Here is a 21195-nt window from a genome sequence, read left to right on the forward strand (position 1 = left end):
GGGGAACAGCTTGATTACCGGGTGGCAGGCGTGTCGTGGTCGATCGTGTCGACCGAATTGCCGACAGGATATGCGAAGGCAGCGAACAGAGCCACCATCGTCGAATAGAAGGCGACGGTGACCTTCAGATTGAACGTCTCCACCGTCAGACCGAAGATGGCGAAAGCGACCGCCGTCATCAGACCCATCAGCGCAGCGCGATGCTCTCGGGGGCTATGGCGGATCTTGGCCGATCGGATGAAGAAGTAGGCAGGGCCTACGTAGACACCAAGAATGCTGAGCAAGCCGAATATGAGCCCGTAGTCGACGACGTAAGCAAGGATTTGGTTATGCACCTCGCCTTTCCCGTAGTCGGCGGCCAGAGGCGTTAAAACGCCCGTCGCCGACATGGCGGGCATGGCATCGCGAAAACCGTGAGCGCCCAATCCGAGCAAAGGTTTCGCCTCGATGAGTTTCCCAGCGGCTTTCCACAGTTCAAGCCGGATACCGGTTGACGAATCGGGTTGTCCCGCATATAGGCTGGTGATATCCGTTCGAATGGCCTCGAAGCGTTCCCGCACCAGGGATGAAGCGAAGGCACTCGCCAACAGAACCACTGCGATAGCGGCAATGGCTATGCGCCGCCCGGTACTGATGGGGTGTTTGTGCCAGAAGAACCATACTGCCAGCAGGCACGGTAGTGCGACCCAGCCGCCACGCGACTGGCTCGCCCAAGATGCGTAACAACCGGCCGCGCCCCCAAGAATCTTGAAGGCAACGATCCACGGTTTGTCATGAGATAGCCAGTGAATCGAAACCAGCGACAGGATGCCGAGCAGGAGTGCGATGTCTCCGAAATGAATCGGATTCAGAAATGAGCTTTCGGCTCTCACTGCGAGAAGGTCTGTGGTTGAATACAACGCCATGATGGCGGCGCAGATGGCTCCCACCCCGAACGTCAGATCGACCCATTTCGGAATGACATTGACGATTCTGCGCAGGCTGAAAAATACGATGGTGGCGAGCACAAAACGCACGGGCGAATCGAGCGTATTCGCAACGATCTTCCCGTGGAGCACCTCGACCAGCAAAATCGCGAAGAACGGCAGAAACATCGCCAGGATGAGCACCCGGACGTGAGGGCTGGCCTTGAGCAGCGGCAAAATCTCGCCTCGCTGACGATCCACTAAAAGGATGGTCGCGCCAAGCGCCACTGTCAGGAACACAACAGTGTTTCCCCCGCGCGGGACAACAAGCGCGGCAGCAGGAAACAACAGGATCAGGATGCCGAAAATCTTGGCAAAAAGATGTCGGCTCGGAATCATTGCCGACGCTTTAGACTTACTCATTGGCTTGCAGGCGGACTTCGCAGTTTTCTTTGCACGAAGTATGCCAGAAATGCTTGCGCCAACGGGTTTTCGTAGGCTTTGTGTAACTCCCTATGGATGATCGCGGAATTGCGCGGCGTCCACGCTACAAATTCATCGCCCCCAACACCCCGCACAGATGCAGCGCCACGTGGGTCCAGGCCGCTTCATCGTAGGAACCCCCTTCACGGGCTAGCTGTTGTGCCTCGTGAAACGCGCGCCACAGGGCGGCAGCGCTCGACGGGGTGCCGCCCGCCAGTTGATATTGGCGCTGAAGTGCCTCGGCCAGCCACGGTTGGTCGTGGGCACAGGCTTCGGCATAGGCCTCGACAGCGACCCGCGCGTAGGGGTCGCCCGCCGGGTCGAGCACCACCGGGTGACTGGCGCTCGAGCGCGGCAAAGCGGACAGGGCGTGGCGCTCGACGGCGCTGTGGCGTGTGTGGTGATGTTTCATGAGGGTCTCGTCTCGTGGGGCCGAGCCAGGGCCGCTGGCGCGGAATCGCTTGCGTGGACTCAGTCGTTTTCCATATCGCGGATGAACAGCATGGCCGCGTGCTTGGCCTGATCGATGCTCGAGAACGTCCGGCCATCCATCGGCCAGACGTCGACCAGTACGGCATAGTTGCCCGGCTGATCGGCCTGCATGATGCGGATGTAGTGCTGCCGGAACACGCAGCGTGCGAGTTCCACTGTCGGGTGCGGTCGGCGGAAGTGGGCGGTTGCCATGACAGTCTCCAGAAATTCGGCCCTCCGGCCTCGACGGGCCGTTGACTGTCATTCAGCAATTCGCGTGCCAGATATCTTGAAGTGGCTAACTATATGATTTGTAAGGAGGTCGCCGGCGCATGTCCGTCACGTTCGTTGAAAAACGTTACGAAAACGAAACATGACAGGAACGTCAGCCGTAACGGACGCCGCAGCGCAACCCGGATGCCCTCGCCAATCGGCGCTGCGTCGCCGTTTTTCTGTTCCCGCTAAAATGAGACACGCTCCCGGCCGGCCCCCTCGCTCCCCATTTCCCCGATCTCCGGTACCCCCCGCATGAATCTGCGATTTCTCGAAACCTTCGTCTGGCTCGCCAAGCTGCGTAATTTCCGGCTCACGGCGGAGCGTCTGCATACGACGCAGGCGGGGGTGTCGAGCCGGATCGCGTCGCTGGAGCAGAGCTTCGGCGTGCGCCTGTTCGACCGGAGTGCGCGCGAGGTGACGCTCACGGCCGCCGGACAGAAGGCGCTGGCATATGCCGAGCGCATCGTCATGCTCGGGCAGGAGATGAAGCGGGAACTGAGCGATCCGGACATGCCACCGGGGGTGCTCAAGATCGGTGTCGTCGAGTCGATCGTCCACAGTTGGTTTCCGGATCTGGCGGCACGCATTCACCACGAATATCCGCAGCTCGAAATCGAAGTCACGAGCGAGACGACCATCAATCTGTGCAAACAACTCGAAGCGGGCACGCTCGACCTCGTGTTGCAGACCGACGTCCAGCATGGCGCGGGGATTGAAAACGTGGCGCTCGCCGAATTTCCGATGCGTTGGGTAGCGAGTCCGAAGCTCAATCTCGAAGGGGAGACGCTCGATGTGGCCGATCTGGCGGCGTACCCGCTGGTGAGCTTTTCGCGCAACTCTGGGCCGCACAAGACACTCGAGCGGATGTTTTCGGTCGCGGCGGAGCGGCCGGTGCGTGTGAATTGCATGACGTCGGTGGCGGCCATCATCCGGCTCGTGGCCGACGGCTTCGGTGTGGCCATGCTGCCCCCCGCGATCATTCAGCGCGAACTGGGGGAACACAGCCTGCATTTGCTTCGCGTGAACGCCAATTTTCCCAATCTGCCGCTCGTCGGGTCGTTCCGAACCGGGGCGCTGCTCGCCGAAAACGTTGCCCGCCTCGCGCAACGTACTGCCAGCGAGTTCGCGCTGAACATGGGGCCGGACATTGCCATTCCGCCCGCCGCCGCCATGACCGCGCCGACCTGGGGGGCGTCCGACGCCTGAGCCGTCGCCTGCCCTCCGGCCGTTATCAGGCGCCAAGCCTTCCCTCAGCCCCGTCGGGCAACGCTCACACGCTGGTCATAAGAATTTGCTGTCGCGGCGAATTTGATTTCTTGTTGGACGCCCTTCCGCCTGTTTTGCACACTCGGTCAGACGGTTGGCCCCTATGCATTTGCGCACTTGCGCATTGCGTGCGGGTCGATCCCCCGATTGTCGAAACCGATGGATTGCCTCATGACTGCCACTGCCCCCCGCGCCCAACTCTGCATCTGGACGAATATCGATCCGGCCTTCGAAGCCGACTTCAACCGTTGGTACGACCGCGAACACATGCAGGAGCGTGTGGCGATTCCGGGCTTCCAGTTCGCGCGCCGCTTCAAGGCCCTGCATGACTGTGCCCGTCCTTATCTGGCGCTCTACTGCACTCAGGACGCCGCCGTCTTCACCAGCGAGCCCTACGCTCAGGCCTTTCACCATCAGACGGAATGGTCGCTGCGCAACTTCGCACGCATGCAGGGCACGCAGCGCCGCGTGGGCACGCTCGATGTCGAAGCGGGCGAGGGCCAGGGTGGCATGCTCGCCGCGTTCGTATTGACCGAGGCAGTCGTGGCCCGGGGGCGTGCGCGTCTCGAGACGCAACTCGCCGAAGTGGCGCAGGGCGACGGCATCGTGCGCGCCACGCTGCAAGTCACCGTGCCGACGTTGTCCGTCTCGCTCACCGCCAAGGACGCCCCGTTGCCCCCCGCCGACGCTGTCGTGCTGATCGAAGGCACCGACCCCGACGCCGTGCGCATCGCCGCCGAAACGCTCGCCGCCGCCCACGGCGTGCCGGCCGGCGAAGTCACCCGTTTCGCCATGCTCTGGCGCCTTGGCGCCAACGACGACTGACGTCCCGCTGCCCTCTCGCGAGGCCCGGCCGAATGCCGGATCTCACGGACACCCTGGAGACATCCATGACAACGTATTCGAATACCCGCGACGCACGGGAAACCCCCGCCACCGCCGGCAAGTCGCGCACCCACAAAGGTCGTCTGGCAACGGCAAGCATGGTGGGCACCACGCTCGAGTGGTACGACTTCACCGTCTACAACACGCTTGCCGCGCTGGTTTTCAATCATCTGTTCTTCCCGTCGGTCGATCCGCTGGCCGGCACGATCCTGGCTTTGTCGACCTACGCGGTGGGCTATGTCTCGCGCCCGCTCGGCGGCTTCGTGTTCGGCAACCTCGGCGACAAGATCGGTCGGCGCGCCGTACTGGTCCTCACGCTTGTCGTGATGGGCCTGACCACGGGGCTGATGGGTCTGCTGCCGACGTATGCATCGATCGGCATCTGGAGTCCGGTGCTGCTCGTCGCACTGCGTTTCGTGCAAGGCGTGGCACTCGGTGGCGAATGGGCCGGCGCGGTATTGCTGTCCGTCGAGCATGGCGATCAGCACAAACGCGGGCTGAACGCGTCGTGGACGCAGGTCGGGCCATCGTTCGGCACGCTGCTGGCGACCGGCCTCATTGCGCTCATCACGTTGTCGATCTCGCCCGAGGACTTTCTGACCTGGGGATGGCGCGTGCCGTTCCTGCTGAGTCTCGTGCTGGTGGCCTTCGGTCTGTGGGTGCGCCGCGGCGTGGAGGAAACGCCGATGTTCGAGGAGATGCAGCATTCGGACCGTCAGGCGGAAATGCCGATTGCCGACGTTTTCCGTTCGCACTGGCGCAACCTGTTGGTCGCCGGTGGCTCGCGCATCGGCTCGGACGTGCTCTATGCGCTAATGGTGGTCTTCACGTTGACGTATGTCACGGGCACGCTGCATTTGTCGCGCCCGCTCGCACTGACGGCCGTGTTGGTCGGTACGGCGTTCAATGCGTTGACGGTGCCGCTGTTCGGCGCGCTCTCGGACAAGCTGGGACGCCGCCCCGTGTACGGATTCGGCGTGCTGTGTGCCGTGATCTGGGCGTATGGCTTCTTTGTGCTGCTCGATACCGCCAGCCCGGCGCTGATCGTGTTGTCCGTTGTGATCGGACTGGTGATTCACGCGATCATGTACGGCCCGCAGGCGGCCTTTGTCACTGAACAATTCCCGACGCGTGTGCGTTACGCCGGTTCGTCGCTCGCCTACACGCTCGCGGGGATTCTCGGCGGAGGCTTCGCGCCGCTCATCATCGTGAGCCTCTACAAGGAGTTCGGTACGACGGTGTCGGTGTCGCTGTATGTGACCGCAGCCCTCGCGATAACGGCCATCGCACTACTTGCCGCGCGCGAAACGGCGCACAAACCGCTCAAGGACTGATCGGCAACGGGACTTACGTCCGACCTCCAGACGGCGGCATGCCGCAGGGCATGCCGTTGTGGTTTGCAGAACGGCTCGCTGAACCACTTACGTCAGAGGCGCTGCGCACAACTCGGCCAGTCCGGCGAGATCGCCGCGCTGTGCGAGTTGATGGACGTGCCGGGCGAAGCCGTCGAATTGTGGCGATTGATCGCTCAGGTCGCGCGCCCAATCCATCAGGTCGGTAATCGCGCCCATGGCGATCAACTGCCGGGCCTGCACCAGATGGTCGCGCGACGGACGCAGCAGGGGGCCGTCGTGCGGATGACCGGCGTCTGCACGATCCTGCGCGCCGGCGAGGGCATCGTCGCGATGCAGATTGAGCAGGCGAGCGAGCGTGTTGCGCAGGTCGGCCAGTTCGATGGGCTTGAGCAGACACGCATCGTAGCCACTGCCAGCAACGATCTGCGGCGACGCCGAGATCGCCAGCACCGGCATGTCGGGCCAGCGGCGGCGTGTCGCGCGTGCGACCGCGAGACCGTCGGCATTGGGCATCATGTGATCGGTGATCACGAGATTCGGTCGCGTCGGCTCGGGATTGCCCAGTTCGGCGATGAGCGCTACGCCATCGCTGAACGTGCGCACCGTGAAGCCGAGACTGGCGAGTTCGTCATGCAGAAACTGCCGGATCTCGGGCGAATCTTCGGCGAGCCAGAGGTGGTGTCCGCTGCCGTCGAGCGGCGGCAAGGCGTGGGTCGCGCCCGCCAGCGACTGCGGCACGAGATCCGCCTCGCGCGCCACGCGCAACGGTAGCGTGAACGCGACACGTGTGCCCACGTCTGGCGCGCTGTCGAGCGTAATGGTGCCGTCCATGCGCTCGACCCATTGCTGCACGATGGCCAGCCCGAGGCCCACCCCCGGCACGCGTCGCGCCCGGTCGAGCCGCGCGAACGGTTCGAACACGCGAGGCAGATCGTCGCTGGCGATGCCGCAACCGGAATCTTCCACACAGAAGCGCACATGCAACATATCGGCGCGCGTCACGTCCGGGGTGGCCGAGACCGACAGCGTGATCGTGCCGTTGGCGGTGTACTTCGCGGCGTTGTCCAGCAGGTTGCCAAGGACCTGACGCACGCGTTTGGCATCGAACGCGAGCAGCGCGGGCAGCGGCGTCCGCACATCGAGCAGGAATGCGTTGTTGTGCTTGCGCGCGAGGCTCATGCCTTCGTGCGCCATGCCGTCGATGAACGCGTGGATGTAGACCGGGGCGACGTGCAGCGCGTCGGCCGCGCCGCCACCCGCATATTCGATCAGGTCGTTGACCATGGCGAGCATGTGATGCGCGCTGCGGCGGATGATGCGTCCCCGGTCGGCGTCTTCACGTCCGCCCGATTGCACCAGATCGGCAAAGCCGATGATCGACGTGAGCGGGGTGCGCAGGTCGTGACTGATACGGGCGAGGAAGTCGTTCTTCGCGCTGTTCGCTTCGTCGGCGGCGATGAGCGCGGCTTGCAATTCCCGCGTGCGCATATCGACGGCGTTGGCCAGTCGGGTCTGCTCTTCGCGACGCGTCTGGAGTACCTCGTGCTGTGCCGCGCGTTGTTCGCGCACGAGTTCGCGTGAGCGTCCGGCCACGATGATGGTGAGCATGAGCAGTACGGCGATGTTCGTGCTCCAGGCCATCGCGGTATTGGCGAGCCATTCCTCCGGCAGCAGGCCCTTGATGATCGCCAGCCGCCAGAACAGGACCGCGCAACCGGGGGAGAACGACAGCAGGCAGAGCCGCGCGTTGGCCAGGCCGCGCCGCCAGCCGTCGGCCAGGGAGACGACCCAGAGCACGTTGAAGGCGGTGAGCAATTGCAGGTGCGTAAACGCGGCTGCCCGGTGGTCGCCAAACGCGACCCAGAGGGCCATGCACGCCATCGCGGCGATCATCACGCGATAGGTCCAGCGCCATAGCGTGACGCGCCGCAGGCCGGTGAAAGCCAGCACCATCGCGCTGAAGAAGCCTGCGGTCAGCGTCGAGAAGAAGCTTGGCGCGCGCACGATGAATTCGCCGCCTTGCGTGAGCAGGTAGCGATACAGGAAGCCCTGAAATGCCATGTCTTGCGCGACCTGCGTGACCGTGGTGAGCGCGAGCAGGACGAACACCGCGTCGCGTCGGGCAATACCGAGCACGAAGGCGTAGAGCGCGATGGAAATCATCGAGCCCGCGAGCAGCATGGCGATCATCGCGTTGCGCGATTCGGCGACGCGGAAGTCGTCGGGACGCCAGAGCTGCGGCACGATGCTCACCGAGGAGCGTGTTTCGACGCGCAAGAGGAAAGTCATCCGCTCGCCGGGCGCGAGCGTGACCGGGAAGACCGACGTTTCCGACATGATCGGGTGACGCTCGAGCGGCACCGTGTGCCCCGCGAGCATCGCGATGGACGGTTGTGTGCTGCCTGCGGGTATCGCATAGAAACGCACATCTTCCAGCCGCACGATGCCAACACTCAGCCAGCGGGTGATGGATTGTTTTCCCGGGTTGACGAGGCTACCTTGCAGCCAGAACGCCGAGCGGCTGTAGCCGGGGTTGAGCATGCGCGGCACAACGTCGCGCCAGCCGTAAGCGGCGAGGGCCTGTGTGGCGTCGAGGCGTGCGGAAGGGTCTTCCAGCAGGCGCAGTTGGCTGTCGAGTTTGTACGGCGAGGGCGCGCTCGCGAGGTCGACGGGCGAGACCGTTGTCGCGGTCGATGCCGACGCCGGAACGCTCGCGGCGGGGGCGACGGGGGCTGCAAAGGCGAGCACGCCGTGCAGCAGCAGCGTCAGAAGGGCGACGACCAGAGCCATGCAGGTCATTCGCGACCGGCGCAGATCGCGCGTCGGCATGTCCGATGGCGCAACGCTCATGGCGAGGGCGCTGCGCCCGACGCCTCGGGAACCGGCGTGTTTTGCGCGCCAAGCTCACGGAAACCGCTCGGTGGCATGCCGAAGCGCTCGCGAAACGCCGTGGCGAAATTGGCGGCGCTTGCAAAGCCGACGGCGCCGGCAATGTCCTGCACGTCGAGCGACGTCTCGGAGAGCAGGCGGCGTGCCTCTTTCATGCGTTCTTCGCGCAGGAAGTCGAATACCGTCACGCCGACGCAGCGTCGAAACGCCAGATTCAGGCGACGCGTGTTGGTGCCGACGGCGCTCGCGAGGCCGGCAAGTTCGGGCGTGATGTCGAGCCGATCTAGCAGCAAGGCGCGCGTGGCCCGGAACAGGACGGCGTCGAGCGTGTGCGCCTGCACGGGCAACGGCGCCAGCTTGCCTTTTTCGCTGGCGTCGGAAGCCAGTGGCGCGGGTGTCGTCGCCTTCAGGTGAATCGACAGCCGCAGGCGTACCTCTTCGAAGTCGTAGGGCTTGGCGACGTAATCGACGGCACCCGCCGAGAGGCCGGCAACGCGCTCGCCGGGCAAGGCGGCGGCCGTCAGGAAGATCAGCGGGATGTGACGGGTGCCTGGGTCGGCCTTGAGCAGCCGACAGGCGCCGAGGCCGTCGCACACGGGCATGCGGATGTCCATGAGGATCAGGTCGGGCTGCACCGTGCGGGCTTTCGTGTAGCCGTCGCGGCCGTCTTGCGCGATGTAGACGCGGCACCCCTGCTGGCTGAGGAAGTCCATCAGCAGCATGCGGTCTTCCTGATTGTCGTCGACGACAAGCACGCGCACGCCCGACAACTGGCGGGCATGCGGCGAAGTGGGCCACGTCGCTCCCGAGGGATGGGGCGTGGCAGGCGGCTGCGCAGGCAGGGGACGATCGCTCATGATGGTCGCCATTCTTTCACATTCGCCTGGCTGCGCTTCGCCCGGGTGGCGCGAATTCCGGCACCCGGGAAATATTTTTCCTCCGGGCAAACATCACATGCCGTCGGGCAAAGGTGCGGTGATTTCGGGCGGGATCGGCTCAGGTAAGGTCAGCCGTCGGGTTCGCCGGGGTGAGGATCGGTGCGTGGGCGATCGGGGGGTCGTCTGCCGCCGGCGTGCCCCGTCTGGCGAACCCGGCCCCCCCGGGGGGGCGGTTACCGGCACGAGAAGAACAAGATGCGGGTGACTTACTCGGGCGTGGTCCAGACGACGTTCGCCCCCACCGAGCACAGATTTTCGACGAAGCGCGGGTGTGCACGCCGGATTGGCTGGGCGTTCTTGATGGTCGACTGGCCATCGATGCTGGCCGCCACCATCAGCAGCGCAATCGCCACGCGGATGATGTACGGACTTTCCACGACGGCCGGCGTGAGCGGCACGCCGCCAAACGTGATCAGCCGATGCGGATCGGACTGGAACACGTGCGCACCGAACTTCGACAACTCCGTCGACCAGCCCATGGCGCCGTCGTACACCTTGTTCCAGAACATCGCACTGCCTTCTGCCTTCACGCCCAGCGCGATGAAGATCGGCAGCAGGTCGACCGGGAAATACGGCCACGGTGCGGCTTCCACCTTCGTCAGAATGTTCTGCGTGAACGGCGCCTGCACCTTGAGCTTGCCTTGGGCCGTTGCCGTCGACCAGCCGTCGCGGTGCTCGACCTTCACGCCGAACTTGGCGAATGTGCGGTCGATCAGCGGGAATTGGTCCGGTGCCGTGTTCTTGACCGTGATTTCGCCGCCGGTGATCGCGCCGAGGGCGAGGAACGTGGTGATTTCATGGAAGTCTTCGGCGAAGCGGAATTCGCCGCCGCCGAAGCGCTCCACGCCTTCGATGGCGAGTTGCGACGTGCCGACGCCTTCGATGGGCACGCCCAGCATCTGCATGAAGCGGCAGAATTCCTGCACGTGCGGCTCGGACGCCGCGTTATTCAATTGCGAGCGACCCTTGGCCGAGGCTGCGCACAGCACGAAGTTTTCCGTCGTCGTCACCGACGCGTAATCGAGCCAGTGGTGGATCGCCGGGCGCGTCTCGTCGCCGTGGATCAGCAACGAGCCTTCGGTGCGTTCGACACGTCCGCCGAAATGGCGCAGCACTTCGATATGCGGGTCGATCTCGCGCACGCCGAGGGTACAGCCCTTGATGTTGTCTTCGATGCGCGCCACGCCAAAGCGTGCGAGCAGCGGCGGCACGAGCATGATCGACGAGCGCATTTCTTCCGGCAGATGGTCGGTGCGCGGGTCGAACTTCGTATGACGGTGATGAATGTCGAGCGTGCCGGCCTCGAAATCGACGCTCACATCGCTACCGAGCTGGCGGAAGATATCGAGGATCTTGCGAACGTCGGTGATCTCGGGCACGCCGATAAGGCGCACGGGCTGGTCGGTGAGCAGCGTGGCGCACAGCACCGGCAGAACGGCATTCTTGTTGGCGGAGGGGATGATGCGGCCGCGTAGGGGCTGACCGCCGTGGACTACCAGATGGGACATGGGCTTCCTTCGGGCTTCGTGCCTTCGTGCTTTCGTGTATCGGGCGGGGGGCGAAAGTGGCAGGCGGGCCGCAGGCCCGTCGCAAACAGGCGAAATATACCCCCGAATGCGGGGTGTGTGCCATGCGACCCCCACGCCCGTGGTGGGATTGCCGCGTCGCTTGACGGGCGACAGGCTCGTGGTACCGGCGAAGCGCGACGACCGGATCGCGTTGCGGTTCAGGACGTCTCGCCCGCAAACGCCTCGGCGAAGATGGCGCGAAAATCAGGCGTCTCCGCGGCGGCCGCACGGGTGAGCACGCGTGCTTCCAGTTCGTCGAGATGCGCTGCCGCGAGGGTAATGGCGGCCTGCGTCTTGTCATCGCGCAACTGGCTGACGAGTTGAGCATGCTCGGTCGGCGCGCAATGCATGAATTCCGCCGGGTCGTAGAGGGCCTTGTATAGCTCGGTCTTGGCGACGAGCTGTCGCGCGAACGCGTCGAGTTCGGCGCTGTCCGCCATACCGATCAACTTCAGATGAAATTCGCCCGCGAGGCGGATTGAACGCTCGTGCGTGCCGTCGGCATGCGAGCGGGCTTCGGTGGCGACATGCGCGTCGAGCACTGCGAGTTGCGATTCGTTCAGATGACCGCAAATGCTCGCGATCACCCCGGTTTCCAGCACGCGTCGCGCACGGTACGTCTGGCGGATGTCGTCGAGCGAAGGCTGCGGCACAAACGCCCCGCGGTTGGGTTCGAGCACCAGCTTGCCCTCGAAACCGAGCCGCGCGAGCACTTTGCGCACCGCGCCGCGCGTGCAGTCGAGCGCCTGCGCGAGATTGCGCTCGCGCAGTGGCATGCCCGGGCGAAGCTTGCCCGAGAGCAGCGCTTGCGAAATCGCCTGATAGACGCGCGCCTCGATCTGCTGTCCCGCGCTGGCCGACGAGCCATCGCCATCGGCCATGAGGTTCGGGGCCGTGTCGGGCGCGGCCTCGGTGCGGGACGCGTCGCGCGGCGACGCGGGTGCTGCGGTGCGGCTCAAGCCTGATCTCCTCGAGGGGCGCGGTTCGCGAAAGTGTGGGCCGCATTGTACCCGGCCCCCTCGAACTCCCGGCGCCCCTCCCGGAAAACCCTCGGTTCCGCCCGTCCCGGCATCGCGACCTTGCATTTCGGCAATTCGTTGCCGATAATGGTCAACAAAAATGGTTAACCATTTTATTGTATTTGGTTGATGATATGGCAAATCGATGCGATATGCCATGGCCGGACACCATCGAAGTGGTCAAGCCGTGGGGCCGCCCCGAACGTAGTCGAGCGGCCGACTGTTGAATCCTTTTTGGGTCTGGAGACGTCATGAAACCTGTACATTGCCTGGCTGCGCTTCCCATCGCGGCCTTTTACAGCGGCGGTTGGCTCGCCGAACACGTGGGTACCCGATTGGCCGGGCTGCCGTTCCTGATGACGTGGAATATCGTCTGGTTGCTGCTCACGTCGGTGGTAATGGTCGTGATGTTCCGCTTCGACGGATCGCGCGACACGGCGAGCGCTTCGGCGAAGGATCTGCGCGAGCACGACGGAGCCGCGTCATGAATGCCGCTCTGGCCGTTATCGCGGCGTTTCTCGCCTTTGCGTTGTTCGTGGGATTGCGCGCACGGCGCGGTCGCACGATGAGTCTGGAACAGTGGGCGGTGGGCGGGCGTGGCTTCGGTACGCTGCTCGTTTTCCTGCTCATGGCCGGGGAGGCCTTCTCCACGTTCACGTTCCTCGGCGCGAGTGGATGGGCGTACAGCAAAGGCCCCCCTGCGTTCTACATCCTCGCGTATGGCGCGCTGGCGTACCTGCTCGGCTACTGGATGCTACCGGCGGCGTGGCGGCATGCCACGCGGCATGGGTGCGTGTCGTTCTCGGACTTTTTCGCGACGGCATATGGTTCGCGTGCGTTGGGTGTGGTCGTCTCGCTGGTGGCCGTGCTCGGCATGACCGCGCTGCTCATCATTCAGTTGCGCGGGCTGGGCATCATCGTCTCGGAGTCGTCATACGGCACGATTCCGCCGGCCGTGGCGATCTGGTGCGGGGCTATTGCGATGGTGCTGTACATCACGGTCTCGGGCATTCACGGCTCGGCGAGCATTGCGATCTATAAAGACGTCCTGATTCTCGTGATCGCGGTGTTCCTCGGCATCTATCTGCCGTTGCATTACTTCGGCGGCTTCGGTGAAATGTTCGACCGCATCGAGGCGGCGCGTCCGGGTTTCCTGCAAATGCCCACCAGCGGGCTGACGCTGTCCTGGTACAACTCGACGATCCTGCTCACGTCGCTTGGCTACTACCTGTATCCGTATGTTTTCACATCGGTGTATGCGGCCAAGAGCGAGAGCGCGGTGCGCAAGAACACGATCCTGATGCCGCTGTATCAGATGGTCATCGCATTCATGTTCTTCGTGGGCTTCGCGGCGATTCTGCAGGTACCGGGCCTCACGGGTGCCGATTCCGATCTGGCCCTGCTGCGTATCGTGAAGCAGACATTCTCGCCGTGGTTCGTGGGCGTGATCGGTGGCGTTGGGGTGTTGACCGCGCTCGTGCCGGGCTCGATGATCCTGCTCAATGCGTCGACGCTGATCGCGAAGAACATTTATCGCGACGGCTTCGCGCCGCAGGCGAGCGAGGCCTTCGTGGGCAAGCTCGCCAAGCGTGTGCTGCCGGTCTTCGGTCTGGTGGCCGTGTTCTTCGTGTTGCGAGGCGGTGCGACGTTCGTGGCGCTGGCGCTCTTCGCATCGAGCCTGTTGACGCAACTGTTCCCGTCGTTCGTGGCGAGCTTGCTGCCGCGTCCGTTCGGTAATAAATATGGCGCGTTTGCCGGGATCGGTGCGGGCGCCATCGTGCTGGCGGCGGCCGTGGGATTCGACGTCAATCTGCGCACGCTGCTGCCCGGCGCGCCGGATACCGTGGGGTCGATCAACATGGGCCTCGTGGCATTGGCGGTCAATGCGGTGACGTTCGTGGTGGTGAGCCTGCTCACGCGCTCGCGCAACGTCGCCACGGAAATCAATTTGAGGAAGGCATGACAACACTGGACATACGCAACGCACGCGGCCTTGACGGTGCACCGGTCGAGGTGCGCGTCGAGAACGGGCGGATTACGGCCATCGCGCCGACGTTGCCCGTTGCTCAAGCGGCCGCGATTCGCCAAATCGACGCAGGCGGTGCGTTGCTGCTGCCCGGTCTCGTGGAGTCGCACACGCATCTCGACAAGACAGTGTGGGGCATGCCGTGGTACGTCAACGAGTGCGGTTCGCGATTGATCGATCGCATCGATAACGAGCGCCGGTGGCGTGCCGAGAGCGGGCACGATGCGCGCGCCGCGTCGCTCGCGCTGGGGCGGGCGTTCCTCGCGGCGGGCACCACGCGTCTGCGCACGCACGTCGATATCGATACCGACGCGGGTCTGCGCCATCTCGACGGCGTGCTCGCTACGCGCGAGGCGCTGGCGGACATGCTGGACATGCAGATCGTCGCATTCCCGCAGTCGGGCGTGCTGGATCGCGAGGGCACCGTGGCCTTGCTGGACGATTCGCTCGCGCGCGGCGCCGATGTGCTCGGCTGGCTCGATCCGTGCGCCATCGACCGCGATCCGAAGGCGTCGCTCGACGCCATGTTCGCGCTGGCCGACAAGCACGGTTGCCCCGTCGACATTCATTTGCATGAACCGGGCGAGATGGGCGTGTTCTCGCTTGAATTGATGCTCGAGCGCATCGTGGCGCTGGGGATGCAGGGCAAGGTCGTCGTGTCGCACGCGTTTTGTCTGGGAGAGTTGGACGCTGCGCGTGCCGATGCGTTGCTCGCCCGTCTGGCAGATGCCGGGGTTGCGCTGATCACCACGGCGCCGCCGTCGCGCGTTGTGCCGCCACTCATGGCGTGCCGCCGCGCCGGCGTTGCGCTCGCCGGCGGGAACGACGGCATTCGCGACACGTGGACGCCCTATGGCACGCCCGACATGCTCGAGCGCGCCATGATGATCGGTCTGCGCTACAACCTGCGCCGCGACGACGAGTTGGACATTGCGCTTGACTGCGTCACCCATCAGGGCGCGAGGGCGTGCTGGTTCGATGATTACGGCCTGCATGTCGGGGCACGCGCCGATCTCGTGCTGGTCGACGCGCTCAATGCCGCGCAGGCCATCGTCACGCGCGCGCCACGTCGCTGGGTGGTGGCGAACGGCCACGTCGTGGTGAGCGAGGGCGTGGTGGTATGACCCTTTGGCTGGCCATCGTCGCGGTCGGGCTGACCCTGCGACCGACGCTCACCTCCATCAGCCCGCTGTTACCGCAGATCCGAGACGCCACCGGGATGACCTATCCGGTAGCGGCATTGCTCACCTCGCTGCCGGTGCTGGCGATGGGCGCGGGGGCGTTTGCAGCCAATGGACTGACACGCCGCTTCGGCGAGCGTCGTGGCGTGTTGCTCGGATTGGCCGCGTTGGCGCTGGCCTGCGGCGCGCGATTCGTGGCCGACGATACCGTGACGATGATTGCCACGGCGCTCGCGTCGGGCATGGGCATTGCGATTATTCAGGCGTTGCTGCCCGGCGTGGTGAAGGCGAACTACAGTGCCGCGCGCATGACGGCAATGATGGGGCTGTACTCGGCGGCGCTCATGGGCGGTGGTGGACTGGGCGCGGCGGCGAGTCCATGGGTGGCATCCGAAACGGGGGACTGGCGCGTCGGTCTGGGCATGTGGCTTGCCCTGGTGTGCCTGGCGGCGCTTGCGTGGTGGCGAGCGCCGTTGGCCCGGGCGGCGGCGCATCCGCCTTCCGCGACGATGAGCGCGGCGGATCTGCGCACCGCGTGCCGCAAGGCGAGCGAGCGGGTCGCGTCGGCGGGCAACGGCGCGCCGTCCATGCTTGAGCTGCTGCGCAAACCTCGCGCCTGGACGCTTGCCGTCTACTTCGGCCTCATCAACTGCACATACACGACGATGGTCGCGTGGCTGCCACCGTTCTATCAGCAGCACGGCATGAGTGCAACGCGCAGTGGGGCGTTGCTCGCCGGACTGACGGCGTGTCAGGTCGTGGCGGCGTTGACACTGCCGTGGTTTGCCCGGCGCAACGTCGACCGTCGACGCTGGCTGACGCTCGCGCTCGTGGCCACGCTGGGCGGACTGACCGGATTGGTCGTCGCACCGGACGCGGCGGCGTGGATGTGGATCGGCGCCATCGGGTTCGGGCTGGGCGGTACGTTCTCGCTCGGACTGGTGCTGGCGCTCGATCACCATGCGCACCCGCGCCATGCGGCGGCGCTCGCGGCGTTCATGCAAGGCGTGGGTTTTTGCATCGCGGCATTGGCGCCGTTCGGTGCCGGCGCGGTGTTGGCGGCGACCGGCAGTTTCGTGCCGTCGTGGATCGGACTCATCGGACTCAACGTCGCGCTGATTGCCTTGACGTGGCGCTTCGATCCGGCGGGCTATGCGTCGGCGCTAAGCCTTGCACGCGACATACAAGACAGCCGCGGCGGCCGCCATCAGCGCGCCTGATGTGCGCAATGCGGGCGGTATCGCGTGCGGGCGTTGCGCACGCGAGACAGGTCTCCCGCACGCAAAATTCATGCGAGTCCCTACGCAATCCGCGCTAAGATGATCCATCGTGTGATGTCGCAGCGGGGCTTCGGCGCGAGACCGTTGTTCCCGGCCCGGCCGATAAGGCGCGGGTGGCGGTGTGCTGCCAGATACCAAGGGAGAACGGATGCTCGGAATGTCGCGCAGGGCCGTGGGACGATCGTTTGCGACGATGCTCGTCGCGCTCGGCGCCTGCAGTCTCGGCATCTCCTTGCTGGCAGCGTTTCCTTCCCCCGCCCTGGCGGCCGATACGATCCCGCCTGCCAAACCGGTGGCGACGCCTGCACCTGCTTCGGCAACCGTGTCAGCTTCCCCACCGAACGCCACGTCAGGCCCTGCGCCGACCGGCGTCGACCAGCGAGTGCTGCGTAGCGACGGCGGGTACACCTATCTCCATGTCTTCCGACCGTCATCCGCCTGTAGTGGGGTGGTCGTGCTCAGTCCCGGCGCGGGTGACGACCGCGACGCGCTGGCGTGGCTCGGTCGGGCGCTCTCCCAATACGGCTGGCTGACGCTCACCATGGCCCACAAGGAGAGTGGGCGAGACTCCTTGCGCGATCGCGTGCGCAATGGCGGATTGCGCGACGGAATGCTCGCGCTCATTACGGATCCCGAAGCGTATGACGACCGGCTCGAAGATGTTGGTGCGGCGCTGCACTGGGCGCGCACGCAGTGCCGGTCCGGGCCGGCGGTCTTTGCGGGGCACTCGATGGGGGCGATTACCGTGATGATCGAGGCGGGCGCGAAGAACAAGCTCGGGCTCGACAGCGATGACCGTTTCGACGGTTACATTGCACTGTCGCCGCAGGGGCCGGGGCCGATCTTTCCGGCGGGCGCATGGCATGACATTCACAAGCCCATGTTGCTCGTGACCGGTACACGCGACGCGCCGCTCGACGGGAAATGGCAGACGCGCACCGAGCCCTACGCGGACTTGCCCGCCGGGTGTCATTGGCTTGCCGTGGTCGATGGCGCCACGCATTTCAACTTCGCGGGTTTTGGTTACGGGCACGGCGACATCGAAGCCAAGGTGCTGCCGCTGATCCAGCGCTTTCTCGACAACCTGCGCTCGCATCGATGCGCGGTGCCCGCGCCGGCGTCCGGCGTAAAGTTCGACACCAAATAGGGCGACCATGGCCGAACAGGACCTCACACGCGGCCCCATCGGCAAGACCTTGTTCTGGTTCTCGTTGCCGGTACTTGGCAGCAACGTGCTCCAATCGCTCAACGCCTCGATCAATGCCATGTGGATCGGGCACTACCTTGGCGAGTCGGCGTTGACGGCGGCGTCGAACGCCAACATTCTGCTGTTCTTCCTGCTGGGGGTGGTGTTCGGCATCAGCATGGCGAACACCATTCTGATCGGCCAGTCCATCGGGGCGAAGAATCACGTGCTCACGCAGCGGATCGTGGGCACGAGCGCGACATTTTTCGTGTTGATGTCGACCGCTGTGGCTGTCTTCGGCTACATCTTCACGCCAGAACTGCTGAGTGCGCTGGGCACGCCGAGCGATGCGCGCGCGTTCGCCGTTGCGTATCTGCGCATCATCTTCGTCGCCTTGCCGGTGATGTACTTCTACAACTTCGTGATGATGGCGCTGCGTGGTGCGGGAGACGCACGAACACCGTTCCGTTTCATGCTGCTCTCGGCGGGGCTGGACGTGGCCCTCAATCCGCTGCTGATTTTCGGCTGGGGACCCGTGCCCCCGTTCGGCATTGCGGGCTCGGCGGGCGCAACGCTCATTGCGCAGACGATCAGTCTGGCCGCACTCATGTACACGCTATACCGTCGCCGCGATCCCTTGTGGCTGTCGCGCAAGGACTGGAAGTACCTGCGCATCGATCCGGGTCTGTTGCGACTGATCGTCGTCAAGGGGTTGCCGATGGGGTTGCAGATGGTGGTGATCTCGTCGTCGGCCATGGTGATGATGGGATTCGTCAACGGGTATGGCTCGCAAACCACGGCGGCTTACGGGGTGGCCTCGCAACTGTGGACATACGTTCAGATGCCGGCGCTCGCCATTGGGGCGGGGGTGTCGTCGATGGTGGCGCAGAACGTGGGGGCGGGATTATGGGATCGCGTCTCGCGCATTGGGCGCGTGGGCGTCGGACTGAACTTCGTCATGACGGGGACGTTGGTCGTGGCCATCCTGCTTTTCAACCGTCAGTTCATGAACGCCTTCCTGCCTGACGATGGCTACGCGATCTCCGTGGCCAAGCACATCAATGCCGTGGTGGCATGGTCGTTTGTGCTGTTCGGGGTGACCATCGTCCTTTTCGGGGTGGTGAGAGCGACGGGCGCTGTGACGGCGCCGCTCGTCATCCTGTTCGTCTCGCAGTGGGTGATCCGGTTGCCGTTCGCGTGGCAGATGCAGAAGTCGTGGGGGGCGGAGGCGATCTGGTGGAGCTTCCCGCTCGGCTTTGCCGTGTCGCTGGTCATGGCGCTCGCGTACTACCGTTGGGGGCGTTGGCGGGGTGTTCGTATGCTGCCCAAGGGTGGCCCACCGGTTATCGCCCCATTGGGCGACGGTGTGAATGCGGCCGCCGGACCGCCACCGGCGCCGCTATCGCCGCCGGCGGCGACACCTGCTACGCAGCCTGAGCGCGCGCCGGACGACCGCCGCCCTTGAGCGGCAGGTGGGGGGGACGGGGGGCTGTCAGCCGGCCTCAACGCGTGTCGTGTGAAATCCATGTCGCTGCCGATTCCGCGAGTGCGGTGCGCAGCCATTGCAAGAGTGCCGCGCATGCCGGGTTCGTGTCGAACGGTTCTCGCGCGAGCGCGACATAAGCGGACCCGTCGCGGACAAAGCCGTGGGGGGCGACGAGGCGTCCGGCGTTGAGTTCGTCGCTCACCATATACACAGAGCCGATGGCGGTTCCCAGCCCGGCGCCTGCAGCCTGCAAGCTCAAATAAAAGTGTTCGAACGGTGGTGTTGTCGGCGCGCTTGCGTTGGCGGCTGGCTGTCGGGCGGCGCGTTGCCAGTCCTGCCATGCCCCTGGGCGTGTCCGGGTATGGAGTTGCGTGGGGTGGGGCAAATCGAAGGCGGAGGCCAGTCCGACGGGGCCGATCCATTCCTCGGCCAGTGTTTCGGCGACCAGCGTATGTCCCCAGAAAAAATCATTGCGACGGATAGCAACGTCGACGCCGGCGGAGGCCAGATCGAGGGGGCCGCCAGCCGAGTGGAGATGAAGGGCGATGTCGGGGTGAGACTGGCCGAAGGCGCCGAGGCGGGGAATGAGCCAGCGCATGGCGAGGGTGGGTTCGCAGGAGACGACGAGCGTGCGCGAGGGGGACGCGGGGCGAAGGTTGGCGACGGTCGAGGCGAGCTGTTCGAACATTTGCCGGGTGGTGGCGTGGAGGCGTTCACCGGCGGGGGTGAGGAAGACGGCGCGATTCCGGCGTTCGAAAAGCGGCAGGCCGAGGGCGTCTTCGAGGGTACGAATCTGGCGACTGACGGCCCCGTGGGTCACGAACAGGCGGTCGGCGGCGCGGGCGAAGCTGAGTTCGTTGGCGGCGACGTCGAAGACGTGGAGGGCGTTGAGTGGCAGCGATCGATTCATGGGTGAGAAATTATCACGAATCACCGTGCACAAAGATCGTTTTTAAGGACAAAAAAATCCCCGGAAAATAGCAAAAAACGGGGGCGCAATAAGCAAGACAGTGCCCGAATAGCCAAATGAGACGGATCGGGGCCCTGTTCTGCCGCGAGTTGGGTCTATGTCTGAGTGGCGGAACAGGGCCCCGGTCCGTCGGGGCGGTAATCGGAAAATAAGGTGAGCAAAAGTCATGCAAGAGTTACTCGCAGTAATGACGATCACGATATTGGCGGTGATCAGCCCGGGCGCAGATTTCGCGATGGTGACGAGAGCGAGTTGGCGGCATGGTCGGCGGGCGGGATTATGGTCGGCGGTGGGGATTGCGGCGGGGGTGCAGGTTCACGTTCTGTACACGCTGGTGGGTGTGGGGTTATTGATCACGCAAGTGCCGTGGCTCTTCACGTTGATCAAGTGGATAGGCGCGGCGTACTTGATGTACATCGGTTGGCGGACATGGACGGATCGTTCGCCGGTGGCCGATGTGATGGCGGAGCGCGTGGATGCGGTGGCGGGCGGGGCCATGTCGGACAGGCGTGAGCCGAACGCATCCGAGCGCGCCCCGTGGCAGGAAGCGGTGAGTGCCTTCCGAACGGGCTTCTTCACTAACGCCTTGAATCCGAAGACCACGTTATTCGTGGTGAGCACGTTCACGCAGATTATTCATCCGGGGACGGGATGGGCGCTTGGGCTGGCGTATGGCGCGTTCATGTCGTTTGCGCACTGGGTGTGGTTCAGTCTTGTCGCGCTGGGATTCTCGGCGGGCTGGATGCGCGCGGCGATGGTACGACGACAGCATATTGTTCGACGCACCATCGGTGGGGCGCTTATCACGCTTGGCGGATTGTTGGCGTTGGCGAACCGATAAGCGCTTCGTCGGACAAGAGAAGAAGAATCCACCTCCGAATGGCGCAAAAATGGCGTGAAAATGACTTGAGGATGACCCGAACCGGGCTGAAAAGGGAGTGAAACCTTTCCATTTTGCCCATTGGTCACAAATAGTCACAAATTTATGACTCCCGGGGAGCGGCGTCCCAG

18 protein-coding genes are annotated in these 21195 nt (G+C 64.5%); 10 read left to right on the plus strand and 8 right to left on the minus strand.

The annotated features are described in order from the left end of the window. Positions 1–14: 14 nt before the first annotated feature. The 3 genes from PI93_RS07530 to PI93_RS07540 all read right to left on the minus strand — a co-directional run bounded on the left by PI93_RS07530 (position 15) and on the right by PI93_RS07540 (position 2072). Positions 15–1328 (minus strand): O-antigen ligase family protein, encoded by a 1314-nt coding sequence (locus PI93_RS07530; RefSeq protein ID WP_080759458.1) that lies wholly within the window; start codon positions 1326–1328, stop codon positions 15–17. 124 nt (positions 1329–1452) lie between these two features. Continuing rightward, a complete protein-coding gene (locus tag PI93_RS07535; RefSeq protein ID WP_052241048.1) occupies positions 1453–1800 on the minus strand; it encodes a hypothetical protein in 348 nt (115 codons plus the stop codon). A 59-nt stretch (positions 1801–1859) separates the two neighbouring features. Beyond that, positions 1860–2072, minus strand: coding sequence for a hypothetical protein (locus tag PI93_RS07540; protein ID WP_039374776.1), 213 nt, complete (start codon positions 2070–2072; stop codon positions 1860–1862). A 315-nt stretch (positions 2073–2387) separates the two neighbouring features. Here PI93_RS07540 and PI93_RS07545 point away from each other — a divergent pair, with 315 nt between their 5' ends. The 3 genes from PI93_RS07545 (at position 2388) to PI93_RS07555 (ending at position 5620) form a co-directional block, all read left to right on the plus strand. Continuing rightward, positions 2388–3341 carry a LysR family transcriptional regulator gene (locus tag PI93_RS07545; RefSeq protein ID WP_039374774.1) on the plus strand — a complete coding sequence of 318 codons (954 nt, stop codon included), beginning with the start codon at positions 2388–2390 and terminating at the stop codon, positions 3339–3341. Positions 3342–3572: 231 nt separating this feature from the next. Next, positions 3573–4226, plus strand: a complete 654-nt coding sequence (locus tag PI93_RS07550) for a DUF4286 family protein (RefSeq protein ID WP_039374808.1) — start codon at positions 3573–3575, stop codon at positions 4224–4226. A gap of 65 nt (positions 4227–4291) precedes the next feature. Next, positions 4292–5620 carry an MFS transporter gene (locus tag PI93_RS07555; RefSeq protein WP_236105637.1) on the plus strand — a complete coding sequence of 443 codons (1329 nt, stop codon included), beginning with the start codon at positions 4292–4294 and terminating at the stop codon, positions 5618–5620. Between the two features lie 87 nt (positions 5621–5707). Here PI93_RS07555 and PI93_RS07560 read toward each other — a convergent pair whose 3' ends face one another. From PI93_RS07560 to PI93_RS07575, 4 genes are all read right to left on the minus strand, one after another. Then, positions 5708–8431 (minus strand): hybrid sensor histidine kinase/response regulator, encoded by a 2724-nt coding sequence (locus PI93_RS07560; RefSeq protein WP_236105636.1) that lies wholly within the window; start codon positions 8429–8431, stop codon positions 5708–5710. 56 nt (positions 8432–8487) lie between these two features. Continuing rightward, on the minus strand, positions 8488–9252 hold the full coding sequence (locus PI93_RS07565; protein ID WP_236105878.1) for a response regulator transcription factor: 765 nt from the start codon (positions 9250–9252) through the stop codon (positions 8488–8490). 422 nt (positions 9253–9674) lie between these two features. Beyond that, complete coding sequence (locus PI93_RS07570; protein WP_039374772.1) at positions 9675–10976, minus strand: UDP-N-acetylglucosamine 1-carboxyvinyltransferase; 1302 nt, start codon at positions 10974–10976, stop codon at positions 9675–9677. 218 nt (positions 10977–11194) lie between these two features. After that, the gene (locus PI93_RS07575) at positions 11195–11995 is read right to left on the minus strand and encodes a GntR family transcriptional regulator (protein WP_039374770.1); all 801 of its coding nucleotides are present in this window, start codon (positions 11993–11995) and stop codon (positions 11195–11197) included. A 311-nt stretch (positions 11996–12306) separates the two neighbouring features. Here PI93_RS07575 and PI93_RS07580 point away from each other — a divergent pair, with 311 nt between their 5' ends. The 6 genes from PI93_RS07580 to PI93_RS07605 all read left to right on the plus strand — a co-directional run bounded on the left by PI93_RS07580 (position 12307) and on the right by PI93_RS07605 (position 19193). Next, complete coding sequence (locus PI93_RS07580) at positions 12307–12543, plus strand: DUF3311 domain-containing protein (protein WP_039374768.1); 237 nt, start codon at positions 12307–12309, stop codon at positions 12541–12543. After that, positions 12540–14018, plus strand: coding sequence for a sodium:solute symporter family protein (locus tag PI93_RS07585; protein WP_039374766.1), 1479 nt, complete (start codon positions 12540–12542; stop codon positions 14016–14018). The genes PI93_RS07580 and PI93_RS07585 overlap by 4 nt, the downstream gene beginning before the upstream one ends. After that, positions 14015–15205, plus strand: a complete 1191-nt coding sequence (locus tag PI93_RS07590; RefSeq protein ID WP_039374765.1) for an amidohydrolase family protein — start codon at positions 14015–14017, stop codon at positions 15203–15205. The genes PI93_RS07585 and PI93_RS07590 overlap by 4 nt, the downstream gene beginning before the upstream one ends. Continuing rightward, the gene (locus PI93_RS07595) at positions 15202–16482 is read left to right on the plus strand and encodes an MFS transporter (RefSeq protein WP_052241046.1); all 1281 of its coding nucleotides are present in this window, start codon (positions 15202–15204) and stop codon (positions 16480–16482) included. Before PI93_RS07590 ends, PI93_RS07595 begins: the two co-directional genes overlap by 4 nt. Before the next feature lie 232 nt (positions 16483–16714). After that, complete coding sequence (locus tag PI93_RS07600) at positions 16715–17689, plus strand: alpha/beta hydrolase (protein ID WP_144400503.1); 975 nt, start codon at positions 16715–16717, stop codon at positions 17687–17689. Positions 17690–17696: 7 nt separating this feature from the next. After that, entirely contained in the window at positions 17697–19193 is a 1497-nt protein-coding gene (locus PI93_RS07605) for an MATE family efflux transporter (protein ID WP_080759456.1), read from the plus strand. Between the two features lie 37 nt (positions 19194–19230). Here the strand turns inward: PI93_RS07605 and PI93_RS07610 are convergent, their stop codons facing one another. Next, positions 19231–20124: a LysR substrate-binding domain-containing protein gene (locus tag PI93_RS07610; RefSeq protein ID WP_039374763.1), complete on the minus strand. Its 894-nt coding sequence runs from the start codon at positions 20122–20124 to the stop codon at positions 19231–19233. Positions 20125–20350: 226 nt separating this feature from the next. Between PI93_RS07610 and PI93_RS07615 the strand changes: the two genes are divergently transcribed. Then, on the plus strand, positions 20351–21025 hold the full coding sequence (locus PI93_RS07615) for a LysE family translocator (protein WP_039374762.1): 675 nt from the start codon (positions 20351–20353) through the stop codon (positions 21023–21025). The last annotated feature ends 170 nt before the right edge of the window (positions 21026–21195 follow it).

The sequence above is a fragment of the Pandoraea fibrosis genome, assembly GCF_000807775.2.
Lineage (GTDB): Bacteria > Pseudomonadota > Gammaproteobacteria > Burkholderiales > Burkholderiaceae > Pandoraea > Pandoraea fibrosis.